The organism is Bradyrhizobium sp. WSM471, from assembly GCF_000244915.1.
GTDB lineage: Bacteria > Pseudomonadota > Alphaproteobacteria > Rhizobiales > Xanthobacteraceae > Bradyrhizobium.
The window spans coordinates 4,034,643-4,058,906 of sequence record NZ_CM001442.1; the positions used below are offsets into that span (position 1 = coordinate 4,034,643).

Genomic DNA, 24,264 nt, shown 5'->3' on the forward strand with positions numbered 1-24,264 from the left:
TCTGGGGACGCTACACGCCAACGTCAAGTCAACGTCATGCAGGCTCGCTTTCTGCGAGCCTGCCAAGACCGCGCTCCCCTTCGGGAGCGCGGTTTTTTTTCGCAGCGAGTCATGATCACGTGCCGGTTGTGTACGGCCGTTCAAAGCGAGTGTGATCTCTTTAATAGTTGCTTTGCAGATCGCGGCGCTTGATGCGGGCGCCGCTTATTGAGCAGCCAAGAATCATTTTCATAATGGAGTAGTCATGCCCATTGCACAGAAAGCCGTTGTTGCAAGCGTCTCGCCGCGCGCGTTCATTCTCAGGCATCTCGCCTTGTTCGCAGCTGCCGCGCTGTTCGTGTTCGTGCTCAGCCTGACCTATGGGCTCGATCTCAGCCCTGGATTTTTCTAGCCAGATCTGCAAACGCGTGGGTTGAGCCTCGTCGCGCGCTGACATAAGCCTTGCTGATGGATCAGCGGACGAGCGGCGCCGACGCTCTCACTCAAAAGAACGATGCGGCGTCGGCGCTTGTCGGCGTGCTCTGTGGCCTCGCCGCGGCGCTGTTCTGGGCGCTCGGCTTTGCCGGCACGCGGCACGGGCTCAAGGTCGGCTTCACGCCGGTCGATTTGCTGGTGCATCGCTATGTCTGGTCCGGCGTCGCGTTCCTGCCGCTGGTGATACGCGGCGGAATCTCCGACCTCTGCGGCATCGGCTGGGGCAGGGGCCTTGCGCTGATGGTGCTCGGCGGCCCGGTGATGTCGCTGATCTCCTACACTGGATTTCTGTTCGTGCCGCTCGGTCATGGCAGCGTGATTCAGCCCTCCTGCGCGACGCTCGGCGGCCTGCTGCTCGCGGCCTTGTTCCTGAAAGAGCATGTCTCCGCGTCGCGCATCGCCGGCGCCTTGGTCATCGTCGGCGGGCTCGGCGTGATCGGTGCGGAATCGATCGGCCATATCGGCGTCGACGGCGTGCTCGGCGATCTGACCTTCGTGCTGACCGGATTGATGTTCGCAGGTTTCGGCGCGCTGGTGCGCCACTGGCGTGTTTCCGCCGTGTCGGCCGCGCTCGTCATCAACGTGCTGTCGCTGCTGCTGCTGCCGATCTACCTCATGACCGGCGGACTGGCGCGGATCGCGGCGATCGGCATCGGTGAGAACGCCATCCAGGCGCTGGCGCAGGGCGTGCTTGCGGGCCCGGCTGCGCTTTATCTGTTCGCCGTCTCTGTCCAGCGCCTCGGCGTCGCCCGCGCAGCCGTCGTCCCCGCCTGCGTGCCGGCGCTGACGGTGCTCACCGGCTGGCTCCTGCTGGGCGAGCCGCCGACACTCTTGCAGACGGCGGGATTGGTGACGGTGCTGTGCGGTTTCTATCTGGCGCAGCGGCAGCGATAGATCGCAAGCCTCGAAACGGCGCTTACCATTCGATGGCGGTGAACTTGACGCCGCGGCCGGTCAGCTCCCGCCCGAGCCGCTCGGCGCGTTGGCTGGCGGATTTTCCGAGCAGTCGATACCTGCCTCCGAGCGCCTTGTCGGCGGCAACCTGATGCCGGATGTTTTCGTACAATCGCAAGACGGCCTGATCGCTCAGATTGTCGAACATGTCATCGGTCGGGTTTGACCAGGTCGCGTCCCCTGTTGGCGGTCCTCGCAGAGCGGCCTCCCAAAAATCGTTCGTTCGGATGTTGACTGATGGGTACCGCTCTGGCGCAGCAGCGTATGTCCACTTTTGAACAGTGGGACATGCGGCTTGGCCTCGGCTTACGCCTTCCTCACGAACTCCGATTTCAAATTCATCGCGCCGATGCCGTCGATCTTGCAGGCGATGTTGTGGCCGTCGGTGGCGTCCTGCAGGCGGATGTTGCGGACCTTGGTGCCGCCCTTGACGACGGAGGAGGAGCCCTTGACCTTGAGATCCTTCATCACGATGACGCTGTCGCCATCAGCGAGCGCATTGCCGTTGGCATCGCGCACGCCGGCCTGCTGCGCGGCGTCGGCGGCGGCCTCCGCCGTGCCGCTCCATTCATGGCCGCATTCCGGGCAGACCCAGAGGCCGCGATCCTGATAGGCGTGCTCGGAGTTGCAGGTCGGACATTTCATCGCGTCGGTCATCGTTTGCCTCGTCGCCCGTCACGGGCGCGCCGCACGCTTTCCGCCGGAAAAAGATGGATTGGGAGCAAATCCTTTACCATGGCTTTCAGTCCTGGTGGAACCCTTGGAAATTTAGGAGTTCGGGAAAAAGTCTGCGGTATCGAGGTCCGGGATTTGCGCTGCGTCGGTTCGACGTCGCCGCGGAAGGGAGTGTTCTGGTCATGAGCGAGCATCGTGCCGCAGTCAGGCATCGCACGTTACGCACCGGCATCGTCGAATTCGACAACGGCACCGGCAAGATCATCAGCGCGCCCTGCACGATCCGCGATGTCTCCGGCACCGGCGCGCGGCTCGGCCTCAACGCCTCGCTCTGGGTCGCCGAGCAGTTCACGCTGGTCTTCAGCAGCGGGCTGCGCAAGCACTGCCGGGTCGCGTGGCGCAAGGGCAGGCTGATCGGCGGCGCGTTCGTGGACGGCTATGCGAGTGCGGACGAGCAGGTCGTCATGATGACCGCGGACGAGCAGTCCCGGCACCGGCTCGGGATCGGTGCGCGCCTCAAGGCTGCACGCGAAAAGCGCGGCTACACGCAAGGCCAGCTCGCCGAGCTCATCGGCGCCACGCCGGCCTTCGTGTCGCTGGCCGAGCAGGGCGAGGCGGACATTCCGCTGTATCAGCTCATGCACATCGCCGATCTCCTGATGGTCGGTCTCGACGGGCTCGTCGCGGGGCCGACGCCTGAGGACGTCGACGCGGCGTAGGTGGCGACCCGCCAAAACAAAAACGTCGAAAACAACCCCATGCACAGTAGAAATCCCGAGGGATTTCAGTGTGTTGGAAATCCGAAAAAGCGGTGACAATGGACCGTAGCCCGGATGGAGCGAAGCGCAATCCGGGAATCCTGCGGCGGGCACCGTCCCGGATTACGCTTCGCTCCATCCGGGCTACGGGGGCTTGCATCGACTTCGGCGATACCGAAATTCATTTGACTCGTCGGGCAAAACAGGGGCAGTATGGCATGATGGCGCCGCTGGAAGCTGGTGGCTCGCCAGCTGCGGAGCGACATGCCGAAAAAAGCAAAACCAAAAAGAAAACTGAAGACCTATCAGACCTCGCTCGGCTTCTACGACCAGGCGATCGCCGCGCCCTCGATGAAGGCGGCGCTGGATGCCTGGGGCGCCAGGTCCAATCTGTTTCACCAGGGCGCGGCGAAGGAGACCGACGATCCCGACATCGTCGCGGCGACGATGGAGAAGCCGGGTGTGGTGCTCAGGCGTCCGGTCGGATCGGACGGCCCGTTCACCGAGCATTCCGGTTTGCCGACCGATCTCGCTGACGACGAGGGCAAGCCAAAAAAATCCAGAGCCAAGTCCAAGGCCAAGTCCAAGCCGACAAAGCGTCCGGCGAAGGCGGCAAAGCAACCATCGCGCAAGCTCGACGATCAACAAGCGCGCAAGGCCGCCGCGGCGTTCGAGAAGGAAGAGCGGCGGCGGGAAGCCGAGCGCCGCAAGGAAGAGGCGGCCCGCGCCAAAGAGCGTGCGCGTCGCGACAAGGCGGTCGCGAGCGCGCAGGCGGCGCTTGACGAGGCGAGGCGGGAGCACGAATCGCGGTCGGAGGCGATCGAAGCGGAGCGCGCCGCGCTCGATCAACGCGCCGAGGCGGAGCAGAGCCGGTGGGACAAGCAGAGGATGAAGCTGACGGAGGCGGTGCGGCGCGCGCGGGAGTAGGGGGCCGGGTCAGAAGCGCGTCGTGCCGTCACTTCTTCGTCATTGCGAGCCAACGGGTCCGCGCGAAGCGCGGCCCGATGACAGGCTCCGAGAAGCAATCCAGAGTCCCTCCGCCGAGAGTCTGGATTGCTTCGCTTCGCTCGCAATGACGGCGGGGCGGCCGGCGTCGGTCATTCCGGCAAAGCCTGATCGCAAATTCGCTTGCCTTGCTTGGCGTCCTTTTGCACTCTGGCGGGAAGGAGACCAACGCATGAAGATCATGACTGTCGCGTGTGCGCTCGGAACGGCGCTGGTGCTGTGGAACGTCGGGATATCGGATGCCGAAGCCCGGGCGCGGAAGGCGCGCGTGGTGGATGAACAACGGCTGAGGGTCGATGTCCCCGTGCTCAGGCCGACGCCGTGGGATTACAATATCGTTCCGCGCTATCGTTATCGTCCGGAAGACGACCGGGTCGATCCCTACGGCCCGCCTTTGGTGTCGTCGTATGTCCGCTACGAGGGCTGGCGCTGGCCGTATTGGTGGTGATCCCGTAGCCCGGATGGAGCGAAGCGTAATCCGGGGCCGGACCGTCCGCATCGCGTGACCGCCCGCGTGGCACGAATCCCGGATTTCGCTTGCGCTCATCCGGGCTACGTTCTTGTCCGACGCAAGCCGCAGCCGCCGCTCCGTACTCCCACGGCAGCTCGTATCCTTGATGGAATAACCCGAGGTTGTACTGTGCACCGCAACAGGGCTAACTTTGTGTGAATGGATCGGCTGCAATGACCGTCATTGAAAGCGTGGTGTTGGCGGAAGCTGCGGAGCGGAAGATGCCGCCGGGCGTGCTGGTCGAAGGGCCGGTGGTCGAGGCCAAGTTTCGCGATTCCTACATCTCCTTCGTGATCATGATCGGAGGGTCGATCGCGGCGCTGGTCTGGGCCTTCTGGCAAGGCATCGGCTGGGTGGAGGTTTCGGTCTTCGCCGGCACGTTCGCGCTGTCGACGGTCGGGATCGGCTTCATGCATCGCTACTTCGTGCACCGCAGCTTCCGCTGCGGTCCGGTGATGCGCACGCTGTTCGCGGCCGTCGCCACCATGGCGGTGCAGGGCTCGATCCTGAAATGGGTGAGCAATCATCGCCGGCATCACCTTCACTCCGACAAGCCCGGCGATGTCCACAGCCCTTACTATGACGGCGACGGCAACCCCTATGTCACCTTCGCCAAGGGGATGATGCATGCGCAAGGCGGCTGGGTGTGGGACCAGGCCACCACCGATGCCGGATACTACGCGAAGGATATCCTGGCCGATCCGATCGCCATGTTCTTCACCAGGACACGCTGGTACTGGTACGCGCTCTCGGCCGTGATCATTCCGGGCGCGATCGGCTACGCCTTCGGCGGCGTGCACACGATGACCGGCTGCATCCTGTTCTCCGGCCTGTTCCGCAGCTACCTCATGACCATGGCGACATCGCTGGTCAACTCGGTCTGCCACAGCGACGGCCGCTACGGCTACCGCCGCTTCGATCTCGACGACGGCACCACCAACGAGTTCGTGACCACGATCCTCACCTTCGGTGAAGGCCTGCACAACAACCATCACCGGTTTCCGCGCGACGCCTACATTTCGCACGCCTGGTACGAGATCGACATCAACGGCCTGATCATTCTGGCGCTCGGCAAGCTCGGGCTGGTGCACGACATTTTCGCGGCGGGAAGCCGGACTGCTCGCTCCGGAGATTCAGAGGACGGAAAGCGTCCTGTGGCAGATAACGAAGCGATGGTCTGATGGAGGCCTGTAGCCCGGATGGAGCGTAGCGCAATCCGGGACCAGCGTGGCTTGGCGCGAGATCCCGGATTTCGCTTCGCTCCATCCGGGCTACGGTCCTTAACCGCCGCAAGCCGCAGAAACTGCCGCTTCCGTGAAATCCAAACATAAGTTGTGTTCGGAGGGAACTCTGGCCCGATGGGGCCGTTGAGCCTGTGATCCCCGAGCGCAGCGAGATCGAAGCTCCGATCCTCGCCTGAATAAAGACCGCAGTCGCGTTGTGAGAGCGGCTCGGCGCGATGCGTCCTCCGTGCGTATCAACCGGAAACCTTCATGAACAGCCCTGATGTTCGCAATGCCATTGAGATCGACCGCGGCTCCAGCTTGGCGATCTCTCATGAAATAGCAGACCGCCTGCGGAGCAAGCTTGGCGGCGAGCACGACCCATTACCGCAACATCTGACGGCCCTGGTCGACCGGATTGCGCAGATCAGCAGCCATTCGAACCAAGCGACGCTCGTGATGACCTCCGGATCGGATCCAGCATGTTAGACTTTTCCAATGCATCTTTTACGCCTGAAACCATCGGCATCATGAAGACTGCGCTGGACACGGCGGTTGCGTCACTGCCGGCCCCGGTCAGCTCTGCGCATGTCAGGTCGATCGCGGAGACAATCCTTCGCACGGCGAAGGAGGGCGAGCGAGACCCCGCTGTGCTGGAGCGCATGGCGTTGATGGAGCTTCAGATCTCGCCGCGGGATTGATGCCGGCCCGCCGCTTGTGTGCCGGCGCAGAAGTGCTCGAATTGCCCTGCGGGATCACCAATCCGGATCGCCATAGTAGGGATCGACCATATAGGGCGGCGGCATCCAGGGCCCGCGCGATGGCCGCGGTCGCCGCGGTGCGGCCGCTTGCACATGCGGCCGTGCAGGCGCGGCGGCATCGTTGTTGATCGCGCTCCGCGCGGCGGGTTTCGCGGGTGCAGGTGCGGATGACGATGCGGATGACGTCGTCAGCTCCTTTTGCAGCGCCTGGACCTGTGCGGCGAGGCGCGCATTGGCCGCCGCATCCTTCTCCTGCGCCGCCTTGAGTTGCTGAATGGTGTCGGCCTGCTCGCGCAGCGTCTGCTCGTTGCGGCTTTTCAGTTGCTCGAGCTTTCCGTTGATGTTCGCAAGCTCGCTGGTGATGGTCTTGAGCGATTGCGCGAGATCAGACGACGACGGGTCAGGCGTTGTGGCGCCAGTTCTTGAAGCGTCGGGTCTTGAAGCGTCGGGTCTTGAAGCGTCGGGTCTTGAAGCGTCGGGTCTTGAAGCGTCAAACCCTGCATTGCTCTCGGTGTCCTTGCCGGCCGGCGGCTCGGGCACCGTGCCGGGCTCATCCGCGGCCGCCAGCTGCACGGCCGGCGCTTGCGGCGGACTTTCAACCGCGGACGCTTGCGGAGGCTCAGTCGCGGCCGGCGGAGCCCATCGCGCCATGATCGATTTGGTCATCGACCTGGCCTCGTCGCGATATTGCGAAGCGAAGGCGACACCGAGAACGCTGATCGCCAGCACGAGAGCGACCAGAGCGCGCAGCATGGGCCGATCTCCCTTCAGGCCTTGGGTGCGAACCGTGCTAGCCGGCGCCAGCGCCGTGCTCTTGGGAGTCTTGTCCTCGGGAATCTTGTCCTTGGGAGTCTCGACAGCCTCCGCACCGGCGCCTGCTCGCGAGGCCCGCGGGCCTTCGCTGCCGCGTTCCATTCCGGAAACCAGCCGGTCCAGCCGCGCAAGGTCTTGCTCTGCGCTCTTGATCCGGTCGTAGGCCCGCGCCAGCCCGCCATCGGCGCGCTCCGCGTCCGGCTTGGGGACATCAGGCTTGTGGTCGTCAGGTTTGGGGTCGTTCGTCTCGGGCACCGATGCGCTCTCGCTCCAGTCGGGCGTCAATGGGAGTGCGGCAGTTCGATCGTTGGAACGATAAGTCTCGCCGCCGTCCAACACAACGCGCGTGCGAAGGAGAAATTAAGGCGGGCTTGGGGGTAGGTCGGATCGAGGCCCGACACCGAAGTGCTCCTGGCCCGGATGAGCGCCTTGTCAGCCGTAGCTCGCAATTCTTGATCGGGATCAATTCCGTCTGCTCGCGCCAGCCTACGCTCGCGAAGTTGCCAAGCAATGGCGAGGTACGGCTATGTCGCGGAGCATTCGCAGTTATGTCGGCCTCGCCATCCTGATCGCGTTGTCGGGGCTGTTTCTCGTCATGATCGTCCACAGCGCCGGCGGAGCATCAAGGGCAGCCGTGCGCACGGCATCGGAGGGGCATCGTCTTGCGCAAGCGTGGTGCCAGACGTGCCACGCGGTCGAGCCCCGCATGGCCGGATTGTTCGATACCGCCCCGAGCTTCGAAGCCATCGCGAACCGCAACGGCACCACCGCGCTTTCGCTGAAGGTGTTCTTGAAGACCAGCCACCAGAACATGCCGAATCTGATCATCGCGCCCGATCAGGCTGATGCGCTGGTGAGCTACATCCTGAGCCTGAGGAACGGTTAGCCGCAGCTCCCAGGATGAGATGCGGGGATGGGCTGCGGGGGAGGCAACGGGCCGCCCCTTGATCTGGATCAAGCAGGCAGCGCCCGACCACCTCCACCGTGCAAACATTCATCGGAAGGAAAACATGGTTCAGACAAGAGCGACCGTCCTTGGTGCCTTCGCGGCCCTGCTGCTGATCGTGCCGGCCAAGGCCCAGGTGCTGGTCGATGTTTCCAAGATCAGCTGCGACCAGTACATCACCCAGCGTATTACCCACATGCAGACCGTGAACGTCTGGCTCGCCGGGTTCTACGCCGGCCGCCGCAACAATCCCGTCGTGGACACGCAAGCGCTGAACAAGAACGGCAACAAGCTCTCGCGCTTCTGCGAGTCGCATCGCGAGATGCCGCTGCTGGAGGCCGTCGAGGCCAATACGAAGTAGCGGCCGAGGAGGGCGCGGGCGTTTGCGGTCGTGTCGGCCTGACCATATCGCGCATTGCGGCGACGCGCATTGAATCTACATCGACAGGTGAAGTGCACTGTCACCGTCATCGCCGGCCATCAATAGCGGCCGCCGTGGCCCTTTTGCTGCGTGATCCAGTCCGACAATGTTTTCGGTGTCGATCCCGCGGTCCGGCCTGGTAATGCCTTCGGATTGTCGCGGGCGCCTTTCGCCGGACGGCTGCGCGGCACTTCCGTTGCGTTGACGCTCTTCGAGCCAGCGATCGATGCCTCTGCGGCTTCCTTCTCGAGGCGCAGCTGTTTCAATCGCGCCATCTTGATGCGCTCGGCCTCGACTGCGGGTCCTTCGGACAGCAGCGGCCTGTGTTGAGCGACCTCCGCCGGGACGATGACACCGATAATGGTTGTCTCGCCCAGCGCCTTGCAGGCTTCGAGCCGATGCAGTCCCTCGACCAGAACGAGGCGGTCTCCGTCGAGCCGGACGGAAATGGGTTCCTGTTGTCCGATGTCCAGCATACTTTCAGCGATCTCCCCGACGATCCCGGGCTTGATGGCTTTCTTCTGCTTCGTGGGAACGAAGATCTTCTCGATCGGGAAGCTTTCCGGTTTGGGCATAATCTGACTCCGCTTCTACCGGGCCGTCGGAACCGATGCCGGCGGTGGTCGGAGTTTAGGAGGGAACGGCTCGACCGCAAAGGTAATTTCGGTGGCTGGTACTGATAGGCGTCGATGCCGGAAGCTGCTACCCAATCAATTTAGCCCGTAGGATGGGGTGAGCCGCTGCGAAACCCATCGCTTCGCCGAACCACTGATGATGGGTATCGCTTCGCTCTACCCATCCTACGAGCTGCGGCTTAGCTCGTAACAGCGTATTGAACTCGAGACCAAATCGACCCCTCCCGCGGTTGAGGGTTCATGAAGTTAAGATACGCACATAGTCAGCTTTATGGGACGCCAGCGTCATAGCTGAGACACCTTCATCGAACGCATCTTGAATCGTCTTCCCAGCGCCGACAGCGTCATAGAAACCCTTCGAAAACTGAAGCGCAGCAGGTTCAGAAATCTTCTTATCCATGCCTATTGTCCAATCAGCAATCGAAGCATTCATGCCCTTCACAGTCTCGCATCCGTTTAGAATTACACATCGTATAGAAGGATGTCGCTTGATTAGTTCAGCAATGGCAGAAATAGGAACTTCCACAGCATTGTTTGCGCTATCCGCAAAAACGAGCACTTTTCTGTTAGCGTGCCCCGAAAAATGTACGATGTCATAGCGATTTTCTAGAAGGCTTCGGCGCAAATCATCAGTTGTGGCGCTAGGAAGTAGCTCCAGCGTGATCTTTCCACCGTGCGGCGATAATTTCAGTGCTTCCTTGATGGCTCGCTGCTCTGCATCAAGATTAAGGCGAACGCCGGTCCCTTCCGGATCGCAACTCACAAAAAGAACGCGCACAGTGCTAGCATCCAGTGCCCCGACCAGATCTCCTACGATACCTGGAGAAGATTTGATGTCATTGCGGAATTGCTCATCGAGCTCCTTCCAAACCAATTGAATCTCGTTGAGGAGCTCTTTAACGTCGAGCGGAGGAGCGCGAACTCCTGCAGGCTTTTCGGAGCTTTGAATTCTGAGCGCTTCAGCCCGCAAGTTGCCCGCCACCTCGGGCTTTGCCTGTTCGATCGCCGCAGCAATTTTTAAACAGATCATTACCAAGGCATGATTGGCGCCACCACGGTCAAACGGCAGCTTATTACTAAGACCCAAATAACCGCCGACGCTTTCAAGCGCGAGGTGCGCAGCAGCTTCTCCCTCGGAAGTAAATTGGTCGGTGTTCGTAACGAAGAGCGTCTCCTCTTTTCGGATTGTCAATTCCTTGGCCAATCGGCCGACTGTAGCCTGAGGAATTGCAGGGCAAGTGCAAACGCGAGAACCACACTGCGTACACAAGCCCGGATAGCGTGCTACATATTCGGTCCCGAAAGAAAACGATCGTCCTTCTTGCGCCTCACGAATACTGTGTTCATTGGCGAGGCCCATGATGTACGAAAATATATCGGCAGCCTCTCCCAAAAAGTAACGAGGGTGCACATCGAAAACTCGGATTGCTTCAGCTAACTCGCCGAGTTCCTCCAAAAGCCCGAGACTGCTCCGCCCGCCATCTCCGACCTGTCGCGGGTAGATCTTGTTGAACATCAATTGCCACCCATCAAGATCTTTAGGTCTATCGGGCCAGGCTCGATCGAAGTGCACAATTACATCGTCATGATTTACAGTAGCGGCGGTCCCCTTGACTTGCTTGCAGATCAGGTCCTCGTGAGGCGCTTTACGGCAGTAGGGACAAACACCAGGGAACTTACGAAAAACAAGCGCCTCAACGCTTCGTATTTTTAACTTGGCCAGAAGAGGGAAATACCAACCTAGTGATTTGCAAAGCGCATCAACGAAGTCGAAATTCTCCTGCTTCTTTTTTCGATCGTATGTCGTCAACATTCCGCAGACTTCTACGAAATGCGCAAATGTAGCTTCTCTGGATCGTATCGAGCTGCGATCACTGTAAATGTGAGAAGTCATCCAATAAAGCTGATCCAACCCAAGATTTGATGCCATTTGATTGCTGCCAACTCCGGCCAATGAAGGCAATGAACGAAATTTACCTGACGATCACAACTTGTACTAAGATTTGCCCATCAACGTTGGAGAGGCTGATCCACTCTCGCAGAATCCTGAGTAATCTGCCGATTTGCCTGTTGGGACAAGCTTATAAACAGCTTCATGTTGCTGCGACCGTTGCCGCAAGTCTTACCGCGATTTCCTTTTGGGATCCCGGCTCACAGCGATCCGTCCCACAACCTGATCGATAAAATATTCACTCTGGGTTTCAACGTGTAAAAGCCTTTGCACTGCAACGCAAAAGGGCGGCTGCGGCGCCGGGCATATCGTGTCCCCTTGACCGTTTCCAAGTGTCTGACATTAGGGCCGGCGATCTTGCCAGAATGTCGCAAATGCCGCCGACTCCGAGCATCGGGGGTCCCCACTCATGGCCAGGCCGAAAGAGCCGGCCTCCGCAGCCGAGTGATCAACGCGTTTGCAAGGCAAGAATATTCTCCGCAAGCTTTATGTTGTCCGTGGCCGTCGTATTTCCTGCAGCTGCCGAAAGCCTAAACAAGCGCAGCGCCAGATGAAGGTCCTGGGGCGCTCCGTCGCCACGCAGATACATCACACCGAGGGCGTTCTGCGCCAAATTATGTCCGTCCCGCGCAAGTGGCTCGAGCAGCGCGAATGCCGCGGCAGCATCGCGCTGGACGCCTTGCCCGGAGTAAAGCTGGTGGGCGAGGTTAAACTGGGCATCCCGTTTGCCTTGAGCCGCCGCCAACCGGTACCACCTGGCAGACTTGCTGAAATCTTGTTCGACTCCCCGTCCATGCGCGTAGCAAAGGCCAAGGTTGTATTGAGCGCCAGGATGGCCCTGCTCGGCTGCCGAATGAAACAGCGCTGCCGCCTTCACTAGGTCAGGACCCACGCCTTGCCCATTCTGGATAAGGACTGCCAAGTTGTTCACGGCATCAAGATGCAGGGCACGCGCGGCAGCACGATACCAGAAGGCCGCTTTGACGTAGTCCTGTTCAGTGCCTCGCCCATCCAAGTAGAGGCATCCCACGTTGTATTGAGCTTGAGTGTGTCCTCGCTCTGCAGCAAGAAGCTGCCACTTAAATCCTTCGACCAGATTTTGGGCGACCCCTAGTCCCTCCGCATAGATGGTTCCCAATACGAACTGTGCGTCGAGATAACCGGCGCGTGCGGCGAGGGAAAACCAGCGAAAAGACATCCCGTGATCCACGGGCACGCCGCCAAAACCGTGTCGGTAAATGGAGGCTAGATTGTACTGGGAGCCGACCTCTCCACGTGCGGCTGCGCGTCTATACCACCGCAATCCTTCTTCAACGTTGCGCCGGACCCCCAAGCCGTTGAACAGCGAGGAAGCTACATAAAACTCGGATTGCAGGTGCCCCGCTTCGGCCAAGGCCAGAAACATCGGAAAAGACGCCGAATAATCACGAAGATTATTGTAGACGTCCAATGCTTCCTCAAATGTTGACATGGGGCTAGGCTCGCAGTTCTGCTGCTAACGGGGAGAGGTGACACGTGAGGGAGGCGCTTGCTCTAGTTCCCGAAGACGTCGCAATTCCCTAGCGTACTCTTCTGATTTTTCGGCAGCTGCCCGCGCATTGCTCTGTAGCAACTCAGCCAAGGCGAAAGCACTCCGCACCCTCTCCTCGGACTGCTTCATGTTCGCCTCGATGAGCGATCCCGAGAATCCGTTCCGCATCATGCGCGCCTGCACCTGCGAAGGCGTCTCCACCTGTTGGGCTTTCTGCGTCGCCCCCATCGCCTCTGCTTCATCCTTCTGCGCGACCTGCATCCAATATCGCATGCTCTTCTCGGCTTCTGCCTTCTGGCCGGCCAGCGCCTCGGCCGCTCCGACAGCCTCGGTCGTTCGCTTGACGTCTAGAATTTGCTTGGCGCAGTCCAGAAACTCTCCATGGAATAAGGTCGGTACTTCGATCTGTTCCTGGGGAAATAAGCCGGCGACTACAATGCTGCTGCTAAGAACGATGCCTCGGATCAGGTTTGCATCGCTCTGCACCCGTCCCACGTTTGAGTAGCCGTCCGGGAAAAGACGAAATATCTCGGCCGGACGTTTGTCGATTCTGAGATTGACCGCCGTTAGAACCATTCCGGAAAGGCCATATGGTCTGCCGTCCAACCATCGCATCTCCTTGCCGGATCCATCCTCCTTGTCATAGGAAGCAATTCGCAGTGAAATGTCGTCGCCACCGCAGATGAGCGTCAGTCTGTATTTCGTGTTGGCGGCAGCCGCCCAGGCCGTCGCGGTTAGATACCGAATGTCCGTCAGCTTGTCGGTGGCAGCCTCAACCGTCCATGCGGTCTTAAATTGAGGCGACGCAACGGGACGCATACTGGGCGCAGAAACCGGCTGACTCTGAACCCCATCATCCTTGTTGGCGTCATCAGGGAGGTCGTCGTCGCCGGATGATGCGGTTGCGAATGTGAGGGCCGCGGACAGCAGATAGGGAAGTAACGCGACGAAACTGCCTATAGCAGCTCGTTGCCACACGATGCCGAGTGTCGGTTGGTAACGGACTTCCCGCTTCCGAATTGTTCTCAGGCTGATAAAGGCGGCGCATCCCAACATGAAAAGCAGGACAGCGAATAGACCGGATGCAACTGGATGGTCAGAAAGCGACTGTGATGCCAGCAAGATGGCTGATCCGCCGACGAGCATGTTGAGAAATTCGCTGCCCAGATTGACGATAGTGGTGTCGAAACTTGAAATCAGAGGCAGCGCATAGCCGTTGTTCGTCTCATTGCCGAGCGCCGCCTCGCGCGCCTGGAAAGCCTTCAGGTAATCCGGCTTCAATTTGATGGCTTGGTCGAAGTCGGCTACCGCTCCCGCCGGATCCTTCGATAACTGGCGTGCTCGCCCTCGAAGGTAATGAGCAACGGCATCTTTCGGAGCAAGGTTGATCGCCTGGTCCAAATCCGCGATGGCGGGCTCGTAAGCCCGTTTCCGAAGAAGGGCGGAGCCACGGAGGCGGTAAGCGACGGCCCGACCTGGCTCCGCTTCGATAACCCGAGAGAACGCCGCGACCGCGGCGCCGAACTCGCCGGACTCGAGCAGGCGCATTCCTTCCTTCAACAGGGAGGTGGCGTCATTCGAATTGTTGCTCTCTCCGGCCACGGCCGTCCTGCACTGCGCGATGTCGTCGATCCGATGTGTGGCATTCGACTCGCAGGAAGGACTCCGCGTCAAGCAAGAGGCGCGGTTTTCCTGTTGAGGCAACGGCTTTTCTTCACGGTAGGGAAGCTAAGGCGTCAGCCTGTCAACAAAATGTCGCCATCGGCCCGAGCGGATGGGAAGACGGCCTAAGAAGGAAAACCGAACACTTCACGGTGGTACGCGAGGTAGCGACGCTGGCTCAAGGTGGGCCTTCTCTTCAGGGGTCCGGGCAGACCGAGCATTCGCCTCTGGGCAGCCGTCAATTTTGACGAGATCAGCATGCGGCCGTTGTCGTCGAAGCTGATGAACCCTTTGTCGAAGAGAATGTCGATGTTCGCAACCAGCAGGAGGCCGTTGTCGGGATCGCGGCGTTCACCGTGATCAGACTTGCACCACGGCTTGATGTGCGAGGCGCGGAGCAGCTCCCTGATCGAGCAGCCGGTGACGGCGCAGGCGTGGCCCCAGAGTTCGTCTAGCTTCTCTCGGAACGCGCCCTGGCCGAGGCGGGCCAATGTCAGGGCAGCGCGTTCGGTCTCCGAAATAGTCGCATCGTTCTCGATTTCGGCGAGGTCGTCTGCCTGACTCCTCGCCGCCAAGCGGCCGGCCAGGTCGGGCCGGAGACCGCGGGTAGCGGCGAGCTGTTCGAGTCCGCCGATCGTCTCCTCATTCCGGATTTGGATGACGCCTTGGCTGAAGAACTGTGACCGCCGAAGTTCGGCGAACCAAGGAAGGTCGTTGACAAGGGCGTCCACTAGCAAGGACGTGTCGAAGTGCACCTTGGAGCCGTCGCGTCCCTTCTTCGAGTGCGACACCACGGCCCGTTTCACCAGCCGGAATTGGGCGGGGCGCCCCTCTCCCTCGAAGCACCACAGGATATCGCCCCTCTGAGGGAGCTTCGGCTTTGTCGTGTCGAACCAGCCATCGGGTCCGCGCCACATCGGGCGCCCCTGAAGGTCCGCGCTGTGGTAGCCTACAAAATGCTGAGCGGAAGTGTCGTTCATGGGTGGAACCGGCAGTCCGCCTTTATCTTAAGGTCCATTCCAAGCTTCCGCGAATTCCACGCTCAGGGAAGGGCCACGTCATGGCTGAGCGCCACAGATCACCTGGCCGCGGGCAATCATGTCGGCAAACTGAGCGATCCCGCTCATGCGGTTGCCCGCCGCAGCGTTGGCACGCTCGATCGCCCGGATCGCGAGGTAGTCCTCCTGGCTCAGGTTGGCGAGCCGCTTAGAAAGATCAACACAGGGCGAGGCAGAGCGTGCTGGCGCCGCGCCCTGCTCCTGAGGTTGCCGAACAACGGGTGCTGACGCGATCTTGCTGGCTGACAGCGCGGCCTCCGCCCGGCGCCAATTTTCAACGAACATGGGATTTCCAGGCTCAAGTCGGTTCGCTTCAGTGAAATCTTTGACGGCCAATGTGTAGTCTCTAGTGGCCAAGAATAGGCCACCACGGCTGTTGAAAAACGCCGCAACCGTCGGACGCATCGATATAGCTCTGCTGAAGTCCGCCCGGGCGTTCATGTACTGGGAAAGCTTAAACTCGGCCAGTCCGCGATTGTGGAACAGAGACGCATCATCGGATTTTTGAGTTATCGCAGCACTGTAGTAGGTGGCCGCCTGATCATAAGCGCCACGCGAATACGACTTGTTGCCACGGTCATTGAGTTCGGATGCCGACTGGGAAAATGCCGGTGTCGCCACTAGAGACATCATCAAGCCGACAAAAAACGTAAGTCGCGGAACGATTCTCTCGGAGGTCATTCCGAGGGGGCGGAGGGCGAACACCATAGAGATTCCCGAAGGATGCACGTCACAACGCTCCCGCTGCAAAGGTATTGCAGGCCTGAAGCGTTCCCTGCTGATAGCCGGTTGTGAACCATTGCCTGCGCTGCTCGGCGGATCCCGCTTGCCCCCGTCCGTCGCTGGACGCAATCGCCATTGCCGCATCGATATGACCAACCCCGATGAAGCCGGGCCGCTGCTTCTCTTCGCGGTTGAACCAGACGCCAGACAAACAGTCTGCCTGCAGCTCCACCTTGACCTGCAGCGCGTTGGCTTCCGCTTTGCTGCCGGTCTGCTGCTGCAGCTGCATCACCTTCGGCAGGATGCCAAGCAAATTCTGGACGTGGTGCCCCACTTCGCGAGCGACAATGTATCCCGCAGCAGCTTTGCATGCGTCGCCGTGGCAGCCCTCTAGCCGCGTCTCGATCTCACGGAAGACAGCCGTTGGCAAAAATATCCGCCGGTCCGGTGCGCAATAAAATGCCCCTTCGGCAGCCTGCACGATTCCGCATCGGCCGCCATCGGTGGCGTTCCGGAACAGCACGATGCGGGGCTGCAAATAGGCTTGGCCGCTGGCCTGGAAGATTTCACTCCAGCGGTCGTCGATTTCGCCGAGGATGCCCGAAATCAAGCTGGACATTCCGTCGGCAGGGGCACTCGTTTCGGATGTGGCCGCGGACTGGGACGATGTCTCCGCCGCCGCGCTTTGAGCGATCCCAGTTTTGACCGGTCCAATGCCGACAAAGCCGACATACAAGACGAACAACGCAGAAGCCCCCATCGCGGCGCGACCAATGAAATCGCTGAATTGACCCCCGCGCCCAGCGATTCTGAAGGCCAAAATGACAACGACATAGACAACGGCGCCGAGCACGAGCGCGGCAGCAACTTTGGAAAAGCCGGAAACAGCCGCGTCGATGATGGGCTGGAACGGATTTGGCGCGCTGTCTTCCACGACCTGTCTCTGCGAACGTTGCCGATGCGAACCAGACATTCGATTCTGAGAACGGAATCGCCGTCAAGCTCGCGGCGATGTTTTTCTGTTGAACCAGCCTGTTTTTCGACCCGACGGGAAGCTAAGCGTTCTTCCCGTCAACAGATGTTGCGCTCGCCTAAGATAGGAGTTTTGCGCTGACCGGAGACGATTGACGCCTCTTGAGATTGACGAAATGATTGTTGCTGTCCGATCCTCAGAAGCGAACAAACATGCCCCGACACTCAGACGCCACGATTAGACGCGCGATCCGCGTCCTTTCGATGATCGGAGAACTACACAAGCGCGGATATCAGCGCCTTCGCGTGATGCCGTACATCTCGGCAAGCGGCGGACACTGGCGCTGCTTTATCGGGCCGGTGGAAGCATTTTATCGCAATCACGGCGCCATGCTGCGCGAGTTCACGGCCGCAAATCCGGCGCGCTACTCTACCGCCCAGCAGAACGGTTACTTCGGGTGGAACGACGCGGGACAGGACGACGCGAGGTCCCTCGCCGATAAGTTCGTCGAGCGCTTTGCCAACTTGGCCGAGAAGGGCAAGGGGTGGGACTACCCATACGCCGGCTGGTACGTCCACATGCTCGGCCTGGCTGACAATGGCTGGATGCCCCTCGTGTACGCGGAAAATGTAAACACCAGTTTCAACCACGTACCTTTGAAGGATGTCAGACCGGACGCATGGAAAGACGACAGCCGCGACCTGAACGCATTTCTGCCGATGCCGCCTGCCGGAGCATTGGAGGAGGACCATCCGTACTACACCGAGCCCACAGTGGTCGACTGACATACGAAAGTGGCGGTGAAAGCGACCCTCAGAGACCGGAGCTCATCCCTTGACCTCAGACGATAAAGAAGCCGCAGAAGACTACCGTCGCCAACGTCAAGCTGCATCGAGGGTCATAGGCTACAAGCCAATGACCACGGATGAGCAAATCAAGTGGATGGATGAGAACAAGGACACCCTGCTTAGGCTGATTAGGGGGGCGGGTCCACATCGAGAAGATGAGGAGCATATTCTCGAGACCTACAGACAGACCCTCATGGCAACTTCCGCCGGATCGGAATTCGATGACGTCAATGTACGAATGACTATTGAACGCGTCATTCGTGAGATCGAGGAGGTGTGCGTAGAGCACGGGCTGCCGACCCACGCGGGGGTGGTCTACGGCTCAGATGCGATGCTCGGGCTCGGGATCGGCCAGCGACCTGTTCTCGAAACCGAAGCGAGCATAGTCGAGGTGAGCGTACACTTTTTGTCGTTCTGTAACGGCATCGCCAGGCTGCTCGCGCGCACCATTCCTTACTGCCAAGACGACGGGAACGTAGTTCAAGTCAGGCGAGATATTGCCGCCCTTCGCGGTATCTTGGGGCGAAACCGCGATCTCGTGCTCGATTGGAGCGAGGCTTTGGCGTCCTTCGCCGCTACCGGCGTTCAGCCGCAAACCCCTGTTATCCCACTGAATGAGGCGCAGAGTACAATCCGAGGGATTCTTCTGCGCGCCATAGAGCTCTTCGCGATCGGCCACGAATACGGCCACCACTCCCTGAGGCATGGTCGAGTCACGACGACCGAGGATTCCGCGACGGACGCGTTTCAGGATGAAGACGCCGCCGATCTTTTCGGCCGTGGCTGTTCGATGGCGATCGGCATCAGGGAGGATGAGCAGAATTTTTACGCGGTGTCGGGGGCTGGCGGCGTGCTCATCCTTGGGAGCCTCGACCTAATTCGACGTGTAAGGGCAGTTCTGGAAACCGGTCAGGACGATCCTCCGCCAAGATCTCATCATCCGCCGTATCCGGACCGTGTCGCTAATTTGGGTCTGCTGGACGCAAAACTTCCCGAAGGTGACCGACAAAGGGCGGCAGACTTCCGTCGGTTCATAGTGGACGCCTTGGATGGCGTTTGGGAATTCGTGAGACCCATCATCTTGGAGTATCACAACTCAGGAATTCGACCGACGCAGGACCCAACCGCGAGCGCAGGATGGCTTCCTTCCTAGCTTCCGGTCAAACCCATCGAGGGAAGGCGCTGGCGAGGGCTCGCCGACGGTAGAACGACGCCCCAACCTTCTCGGGATCCAGGGCGGGCTTCACGCCGGCGGCCAGAAGCTCCTTCTTAACCGCCATGTGATGGCGGCCCTGCTGGCGGGCGAGGGCGAACAGGGTGATGAACTCGGCCTCGAACCGTTCGACGTCCTCGGTCGGCACGATTGCGACCGGGCAGCGGTTGACGGGATTGATGGCGGTGGCGGTGCGCAGGTGGCCGCCGGCGATCAGCTTGCGGGTGACCTTGTCGGCGACGCGCAGCCTGTCTGCCAGCGCCTGGCTGGTGAGGCCGCCGAGGTCGGCGCCGCGGACCAGGGCCCGGACCTCCTCCACGTCGACAAGAAGGGCCATGTAGCCGCGCTCACTGGCGAGCCGGGCCTTCCGGGTCAGGCGGCGGTCGAGGACGGCCCGGACGACGTCGACCGAGCCGCAGCAGGCCAGCCTGGCGGCGGTAGGGACGTTCGCCTGGGTGGGCCCGGCGACCACGACGGGCACGGCGCCGTCGAGCAGGCGGGCCATGAAGGCGTCCAGGTCCTCGGGCGCGAACTGGTCGGCGGCACCGTGGTCGGTGGCCTTGAAGCGGGGGACGATGATGCCGGACCGGTAGAGCATGTCCCGCTGGACGCGCGGGGCGTTGAGGTAGGTGCCGGCATCGCGGACGGAGAGGGTCGCCGCGGCCGCGGACTGGGCCAGGGAAACGGCCTTCTCGGCGTCGAAGAGGCAGTTTCCGTCCGCGAGCTCATCGGCGTTCGAGGGCAGCATTTCTGCCGACGAGAGCAGCTTGCGGAGGCGCTTGGGGTGGAGGCCGGTCTCCATGGACAGGGTCCGGATCGAATGCAGCCGGCGGGTCTCGATGGGCTTGCCGAAGACCAGGTCACCGGCCCCCACTGGGAAATTTCCCAGGATGAAGTTGCCGACCAGGTCGCGCAGCGGGTCGTAGGCGCGGTCCTCGCGGCCGAATTCAAGGACCTGGTAGATGCGGCCGAAGATGGCCTGCGGCCCCTCGGTGCCGGCGCGCGTGTAGGGATAGGAAGCCTGCAGCCCTGCGAGGAAGGCTTCGACGCCTGGCTTGCCGTTGGCGATGATGTCGAAACCGGCGGCGCCGGCCTGGCGCCATTCCGCCTCGGTGAGGGTCTTCAGGTTCGGCATGCGCCCGAACGCGGCGACGGCCCCGAACAGCTCGCAGGCCGTGATGGCGACATGCAGCGGGAAGGTGTCGATCAGCCCGGCGCCGGCCGCCACGCCGTTCGTGCGGTTGAAGATATAGGTCTCAAAGGCGGTGAGCGGGCGGGTATCGGCCTCGGCGACCAGGCTCGGGAGGTCGGGCAGGATCTTTCCGACGTGTTGCGACCAGTCGTGCAGGGTGCTGGGGGTCATGTCCTTGTCGACGACCGCCAGCGGCGCGAGGTGGATCGCGCAGGTCTTCATGGCCGCGATCTGCCAGCGGGCCCGCTGATAGGCTGCAATCTGCGGGCGCGACCTCGGGCCGGCGGCGACGTCCTCCGCCAGGCACTTCGGGCAAACGACGACGGTGGCGCGGCGCAGGTTGTCGCGCGTGAGCTCCTCGTTGTGGTGCATGTAGCGTCGTTCGGCCGTCTTGACGAAGGCATTCTCCGTCAGGGCGGCGGGGGCCGCGCCGCTCTTCGCGGCCACGATGCCGAGCGCCTGCGGCTCGCCGTCGACGACCTTCTGGAAGGTCGTACCCATGTCCAGGCAGAACTGGCGGCCGGACAGCCCGTTTAGGGCGGCGAGCCTGGAGGCAAAGGACGCCGGCGTCTCGCCGGCGCCGAGCGGAAGCGTATGACGGAGCCGCCTCACTTCCCGCGTCCCTTCTTCTTCTTGGCGCCGAGCGGCGTGATGGTGTCGTCGATCTTCTCCTCGTCCTTGGCGTAGAGGCGGGTGGTGTCGATCAGATGCCAGCCGGGGGCGAGGAAGGGATTCTGGTCGTCCGACAGCGTGTGGCGGTCGGCGAAGATGTTGGCGAAATCGATCCGCTGGAGCTTGCGCGAATTGCGCTCCAGGGACTCGGTGACGGCGTCGACCGCGATCTCGAGGCACACCCCCATCTCGAGGGCGCCCGCATGGAGCAGCCTGCCGACGAGATCCTCTTCGGGAAGCACGTCGAGCTTGATTTCGGCGAGCTCGCAATAGTGCTCGATCGAGGACTGCAGGAACGCGGCGTGCTCGGCCGGCGCGAGCTTGCCGAGGAAGAGGTAGCGGAAGCGCCGGCGGAGTTGCTTGTCGGCGCGGAAGAACGGCAACAAATCCGGGATGCCGGACACGATCAGCTGCACCGGCCAGTCGGGGTTGTTCATGAGATCCTTGAGGGTGTCGCGCACCTTCTGGATCTCTTCCTCGCTCGACATGGTCAGCACGTTGTTGAGGTCGTCGAGCCAGATGAACAGTACGTTGTTGATCTTCATCTGCGTCCTGAGCCTGGACCACGCCTGGTTCTCCTTCAGGTCGCGATCGAGCGGGAAGCCCATGACTTCGAGCAGGCGGATGCCGACCTGGCCGAGCGTCGAAGGCGACGGCGCCGTGATGCCGACCAGCGGGCACCACTTGTCGGGCATCCGGAAGTTCGGGAAGGCGGGATGGCTGCGAAAAGCCTCTTCGAGCAGCGTGGACTTGCCCGCACCGGAGGGAGCCACGATGCAGATACCCTTGCCTTCGACGCGGTTGCCGGCGCCGTGCGGCTTGGTCGGATCGCGCCGGATGACGGCGTTGGTCGTCAGCCGCTTCAACAGCCGCGCGAGATCGTCGTCGCGATCGGACGTCATGTAGGCGGTCTTGACCTGCTCGATCTTGTTGACGCGCTTGCGCTCGGCGGGGTCGAGCATCTCGCGGAGGTAGGCGGCGGGATCGGGGTTTTCGTCGTAGATCGTCATTTTCGCTCCTTGGGTTTCCATGCGCGCGGGGGTTTTCGCGGGCGAAGAGAGGGCGCAGGCTGCGCCTTCGGCGGCTTCACGCGGGTCGGCTTCACCTTGCCGGCCTTGCGTGCAGGCCTGAGCGGTGCTTCAGCCGGAGGCGGCAAGGCACCTCGGCCGCGTGGCGACGCCTTGGTGCCGACGGGAAGGACGTCGCCGAACATGTCGACTGGGCCCGCTGGCTGCGGGTTCTGATCGGCGGCGAACCGGACCGCGGGACCGATCGATTTGCGCAACGCCTCGAGTTCCTCAGGCGTCTTGAGGCGGTAGCGAATACCGAGCCGCTTGCGACTTTCCTCATCTGCCATCCGCGCGAAAGCGATGGCGCGGTTGCGAATTGGCTGGGTAATCTCCTCGATGTGCTTGGTTTCTCGGCGCAACGACTGCAAAGCCATGTCCCAAACGGTGGCGCTGACACCGTTCATGCAGTCCGGGCCTATCACGGGCAGCAATCCAGGCTTTGCATCGACCATGCCAGCTTCGACTCGTAGAGACACGCCACCGAGATCTTCGCCGTCGACGATGACGACGTATTCGCGTTGCGGAAATTCGCGATAAATCCTCTGGACATCGCGCGAGGTGTACCAGTTGCCGAAGATCTCGATGCCGGCAGGCTGCAGAATGACGGTGTAGGGCTGGCCGAATCCGATCCGGAGGGTGGCCTTTCCGGGCACGCTCCTCGGCGCCACGGTCTTGGTGAGGCGTTTCCAGCAGTAGCGTGGCGTTTCGCCGTCGAGCCCGGCGTGAGGGGTGTTGTGGTATTCGTCGACGATGAAGCGCAGCAGCAAGGCCGCGAGTTCGTTCACGGTCACGCATGCGCGCGCCGCGGCTTCGTACTTTCCGCGAACCTTGGGATCGCCGAAGGCCCGCCCCGAAAAGCGCAGCAGGGAGCGGATTTCGATAGTTTGAAACAGACGTTCTATCGTGGCGCGCTGCTGCGGCGTGTCGATCTGCGGGCACTGATACTCGATGCCGAAGAAATCGCAGACCCCCTTCGTGCGGGCGTTGAGTATCGCGGTGCCTTCGTCGCCGGCGAGCTCGAACAGGTTACCGCGGTATTCGTACGGCGTCTCGCACCCGATGGATTGCGCAAGCGGCGTCTTGTCGGCCATGCACATGCGGAGCATGGAGAGGATGCTGGTGGAGTCGGGGCCGAGCGACAGCACGACGCCGGGAATGACCTTGGTCACGCAGCAGATCGCAACGGACAGGTGGCAACGGGTGCGATCGGCCTCGGCCTGCAATTCCGGGCTGATCGCGTTCCATAATTGCGCGTCCTTGAGCAGCGTGTGCAGATGCACTTCCCAATGATCGACCTCGATGCGCTGAAAGGGACGGAAGAGGCCGGGAATGCCGCCCTGAGAGGGATGGAAGCTGCGCTGGGCTTCTTCGACGGTGTGGCGCCCCGCTTCGACGTCGAAGGGAGCGAGCTCCTTGATCCGCGCGCGAAAATAGTCTTCGTCCGGGAGGCGTAGGAGCTTGAGGCCCTTCTCTCGGCGTTCCTTGTTGACATCGACGATCTCCGCCTTGAGATCGCCGTACAGCAGCTCGTGGGTCGGCCGTTCCGGAGTGAGGAAGCGGTAGACGTGCTTCATCACCAGGGCGTATTCCTCGCCGTTGTACCGTTGCGTGCGGTTGCCGCACCGGTGTCTGCGGGAGGCGAGTCCAAGCTGCCCGAATTTCCTGCGCTTCAGAATCCAACGCTCGAACTGCCGGGCGCCCGGGATCGTGATGCCTATGTAATTGCCGTCTTTAGCGAGCTTGCGGGCTTCCTTATCGACGTAGGACTGGATGTCGGGGATGGCCTTCTCCATTTCCGAGCGCGTGCTCGAAGTCAGGCCTTGCTTCTTCATCTCGTGAAATTTATCGATGGCGATGTCGCGCAGGGTGAGGATGAGCTGCTCCCGCGCTGCGAGCTCATTGATCGAGGACACGCCCGCCTTGAGCTTCGCCTCGGCCTTTTCCAAGCTCAGCCCGGCGGGCTCGAAGTCGAAGTCCTGCCGGTTGAGAAGCGCGTCGTATTCTTCGGTCGTGAAAGCGAAATGGACCGTCGGGTCGGCGATCGATTGAAAGACGTATCCATCCTTGTCATTTCGGACGCATTTGCACACGACGCCGGCGATCGAGGCCTTGTCCGACTCGTCCGTATGCCACCGCACCGCCTCACGGCGGCGCGGTCTTTTGGGCAGGAATGCGTGAGCGCGGCGGGCCAAAGG

General features: G+C 61.4%; 25 protein-coding genes. 12 read left to right on the top strand and 13 right to left on the bottom strand.

Annotated elements, in window-relative coordinates:
- Positions 1-244: 244 nt before the first annotated feature.
- Positions 245-391 carry a hypothetical protein gene (locus BRA471DRAFT_RS38910; protein ID WP_007591703.1) on the top strand — a complete coding sequence of 49 codons (147 nt, stop codon included), beginning with the start codon at positions 245-247 and terminating at the stop codon, positions 389-391.
- A gap of 56 nt (positions 392-447) precedes the next feature.
- The gene (locus BRA471DRAFT_RS17855; RefSeq protein WP_007609606.1) at positions 448-1,368 is read left to right on the top strand and encodes a DMT family transporter; all 921 of its coding nucleotides are present in this window, start codon (positions 448-450) and stop codon (positions 1,366-1,368) included.
- Between the two features lie 22 nt (positions 1,369-1,390).
- Here BRA471DRAFT_RS17855 and BRA471DRAFT_RS17860 read toward each other — a convergent pair whose 3' ends face one another.
- Together BRA471DRAFT_RS17860 and BRA471DRAFT_RS17865 are read right to left on the bottom strand one after the other, a co-directional pair.
- A complete protein-coding gene (locus BRA471DRAFT_RS17860) occupies positions 1,391-1,576 on the bottom strand; it encodes a hypothetical protein (RefSeq protein WP_007609607.1) in 186 nt (61 codons plus the stop codon).
- Positions 1,577-1,734: 158 nt separating this feature from the next.
- Positions 1,735-2,085 carry a zinc ribbon domain-containing protein YjdM gene (locus BRA471DRAFT_RS17865; RefSeq protein ID WP_007609608.1) on the bottom strand — a complete coding sequence of 117 codons (351 nt, stop codon included), beginning with the start codon at positions 2,083-2,085 and terminating at the stop codon, positions 1,735-1,737.
- Between the two features lie 200 nt (positions 2,086-2,285).
- On the opposite strand from BRA471DRAFT_RS17865, the gene BRA471DRAFT_RS17870 reads away from it, so the two are divergent.
- From BRA471DRAFT_RS17870 to BRA471DRAFT_RS39775, 6 genes are all read left to right on the top strand, one after another.
- Positions 2,286-2,822 carry a helix-turn-helix domain-containing protein gene (locus tag BRA471DRAFT_RS17870; protein WP_007609609.1) on the top strand — a complete coding sequence of 179 codons (537 nt, stop codon included), beginning with the start codon at positions 2,286-2,288 and terminating at the stop codon, positions 2,820-2,822.
- A gap of 303 nt (positions 2,823-3,125) precedes the next feature.
- Positions 3,126-3,788, top strand: a complete 663-nt coding sequence (locus BRA471DRAFT_RS17875; RefSeq protein WP_007609610.1) for a hypothetical protein — start codon at positions 3,126-3,128, stop codon at positions 3,786-3,788.
- Between the two features lie 250 nt (positions 3,789-4,038).
- Entirely contained in the window at positions 4,039-4,314 is a 276-nt protein-coding gene (locus BRA471DRAFT_RS17880; protein WP_035974058.1) for a hypothetical protein, read from the top strand.
- Positions 4,315-4,550: 236 nt separating this feature from the next.
- A complete protein-coding gene (locus tag BRA471DRAFT_RS17885) occupies positions 4,551-5,558 on the top strand; it encodes an acyl-CoA desaturase (protein WP_007609612.1) in 1,008 nt (335 codons plus the stop codon).
- 312 nt (positions 5,559-5,870) lie between these two features.
- Complete coding sequence (locus tag BRA471DRAFT_RS17890; protein WP_035974060.1) at positions 5,871-6,089, top strand: hypothetical protein; 219 nt, start codon at positions 5,871-5,873, stop codon at positions 6,087-6,089.
- Positions 6,083-6,301, top strand: a complete 219-nt coding sequence (locus BRA471DRAFT_RS39775) for a hypothetical protein (RefSeq protein ID WP_007609614.1) — start codon at positions 6,083-6,085, stop codon at positions 6,299-6,301. Before BRA471DRAFT_RS17890 ends, BRA471DRAFT_RS39775 begins: the two co-directional genes overlap by 7 nt.
- Positions 6,302-6,355: 54 nt before the next feature.
- Here the strand turns inward: BRA471DRAFT_RS39775 and BRA471DRAFT_RS17900 are convergent, their stop codons facing one another.
- Positions 6,356-7,429, bottom strand: a complete 1,074-nt coding sequence (locus tag BRA471DRAFT_RS17900) for a hypothetical protein (RefSeq protein ID WP_007609615.1) — start codon at positions 7,427-7,429, stop codon at positions 6,356-6,358.
- A gap of 271 nt (positions 7,430-7,700) precedes the next feature.
- On the opposite strand from BRA471DRAFT_RS17900, the gene BRA471DRAFT_RS17905 reads away from it, so the two are divergent.
- On the top strand, positions 7,701-8,060 hold the full coding sequence (locus tag BRA471DRAFT_RS17905) for a c-type cytochrome (protein ID WP_007609616.1): 360 nt from the start codon (positions 7,701-7,703) through the stop codon (positions 8,058-8,060).
- 124 nt (positions 8,061-8,184) lie between these two features.
- Positions 8,185-8,481, top strand: a complete 297-nt coding sequence (locus tag BRA471DRAFT_RS17910) for an HdeA/HdeB family chaperone (protein WP_231170936.1) — start codon at positions 8,185-8,187, stop codon at positions 8,479-8,481.
- Positions 8,482-8,600: 119 nt separating this feature from the next.
- Here the strand turns inward: BRA471DRAFT_RS17910 and BRA471DRAFT_RS17915 are convergent, their stop codons facing one another.
- The 7 genes from BRA471DRAFT_RS17915 to BRA471DRAFT_RS17945 form a co-directional block, all read right to left on the bottom strand.
- Positions 8,601-9,116 (bottom strand): ParB N-terminal domain-containing protein, encoded by a 516-nt coding sequence (locus BRA471DRAFT_RS17915; RefSeq protein WP_007609618.1) that lies wholly within the window; start codon positions 9,114-9,116, stop codon positions 8,601-8,603.
- A gap of 298 nt (positions 9,117-9,414) precedes the next feature.
- The gene (locus tag BRA471DRAFT_RS35785) at positions 9,415-10,989 is read right to left on the bottom strand and encodes a CHAT domain-containing protein (RefSeq protein ID WP_050992628.1); all 1,575 of its coding nucleotides are present in this window, start codon (positions 10,987-10,989) and stop codon (positions 9,415-9,417) included.
- A 586-nt stretch (positions 10,990-11,575) separates the two neighbouring features.
- On the bottom strand, positions 11,576-12,598 hold the full coding sequence (locus BRA471DRAFT_RS17925) for a tetratricopeptide repeat protein (RefSeq protein WP_007609630.1): 1,023 nt from the start codon (positions 12,596-12,598) through the stop codon (positions 11,576-11,578).
- 24 nt (positions 12,599-12,622) lie between these two features.
- Complete coding sequence (locus BRA471DRAFT_RS35790; protein ID WP_050992631.1) at positions 12,623-14,206, bottom strand: hypothetical protein; 1,584 nt, start codon at positions 14,204-14,206, stop codon at positions 12,623-12,625.
- Between the two features lie 239 nt (positions 14,207-14,445).
- Entirely contained in the window at positions 14,446-15,300 is an 855-nt protein-coding gene (locus BRA471DRAFT_RS35795; protein ID WP_050992632.1) for an HNH endonuclease, read from the bottom strand.
- A 78-nt stretch (positions 15,301-15,378) separates the two neighbouring features.
- Entirely contained in the window at positions 15,379-16,086 is a 708-nt protein-coding gene (locus tag BRA471DRAFT_RS17940) for a tetratricopeptide repeat protein (protein ID WP_007609636.1), read from the bottom strand.
- A 22-nt stretch (positions 16,087-16,108) separates the two neighbouring features.
- A complete protein-coding gene (locus BRA471DRAFT_RS17945; protein WP_371258326.1) occupies positions 16,109-16,924 on the bottom strand; it encodes a neutral zinc metallopeptidase in 816 nt (271 codons plus the stop codon).
- A 413-nt stretch (positions 16,925-17,337) separates the two neighbouring features.
- On the opposite strand from BRA471DRAFT_RS17945, the gene BRA471DRAFT_RS17950 reads away from it, so the two are divergent.
- A complete protein-coding gene (locus BRA471DRAFT_RS17950; protein ID WP_157234077.1) occupies positions 17,338-17,859 on the top strand; it encodes a hypothetical protein in 522 nt (173 codons plus the stop codon).
- Between the two features lie 49 nt (positions 17,860-17,908).
- A complete protein-coding gene (locus tag BRA471DRAFT_RS17955) occupies positions 17,909-19,075 on the top strand; it encodes a hypothetical protein (protein ID WP_157234078.1) in 1,167 nt (388 codons plus the stop codon).
- Positions 19,076-19,082: 7 nt separating this feature from the next.
- On the opposite strand, the gene BRA471DRAFT_RS17960 is transcribed toward BRA471DRAFT_RS17955, so the two are convergent.
- From BRA471DRAFT_RS17960 to BRA471DRAFT_RS17970, 3 genes are read right to left on the bottom strand one after another with little or no spacing between them, the layout of a single operon-like run.
- Positions 19,083-20,939: a TniQ family protein gene (locus BRA471DRAFT_RS17960; RefSeq protein WP_007609640.1), complete on the bottom strand. Its 1,857-nt coding sequence runs from the start codon at positions 20,937-20,939 to the stop codon at positions 19,083-19,085.
- Positions 20,936-22,009, bottom strand: coding sequence for a TniB family NTP-binding protein (locus BRA471DRAFT_RS17965; protein WP_007609650.1), 1,074 nt, complete (start codon positions 22,007-22,009; stop codon positions 20,936-20,938). The genes BRA471DRAFT_RS17960 and BRA471DRAFT_RS17965 overlap by 4 nt, the downstream gene beginning before the upstream one ends.
- The gene (locus BRA471DRAFT_RS17970; RefSeq protein ID WP_007609652.1) at positions 22,006-24,261 is read right to left on the bottom strand and encodes a hypothetical protein; all 2,256 of its coding nucleotides are present in this window, start codon (positions 24,259-24,261) and stop codon (positions 22,006-22,008) included. Before BRA471DRAFT_RS17970 ends, BRA471DRAFT_RS17965 begins: the two co-directional genes overlap by 4 nt.
- Between the last annotated feature and the right edge of the window lie 3 nt (positions 24,262-24,264).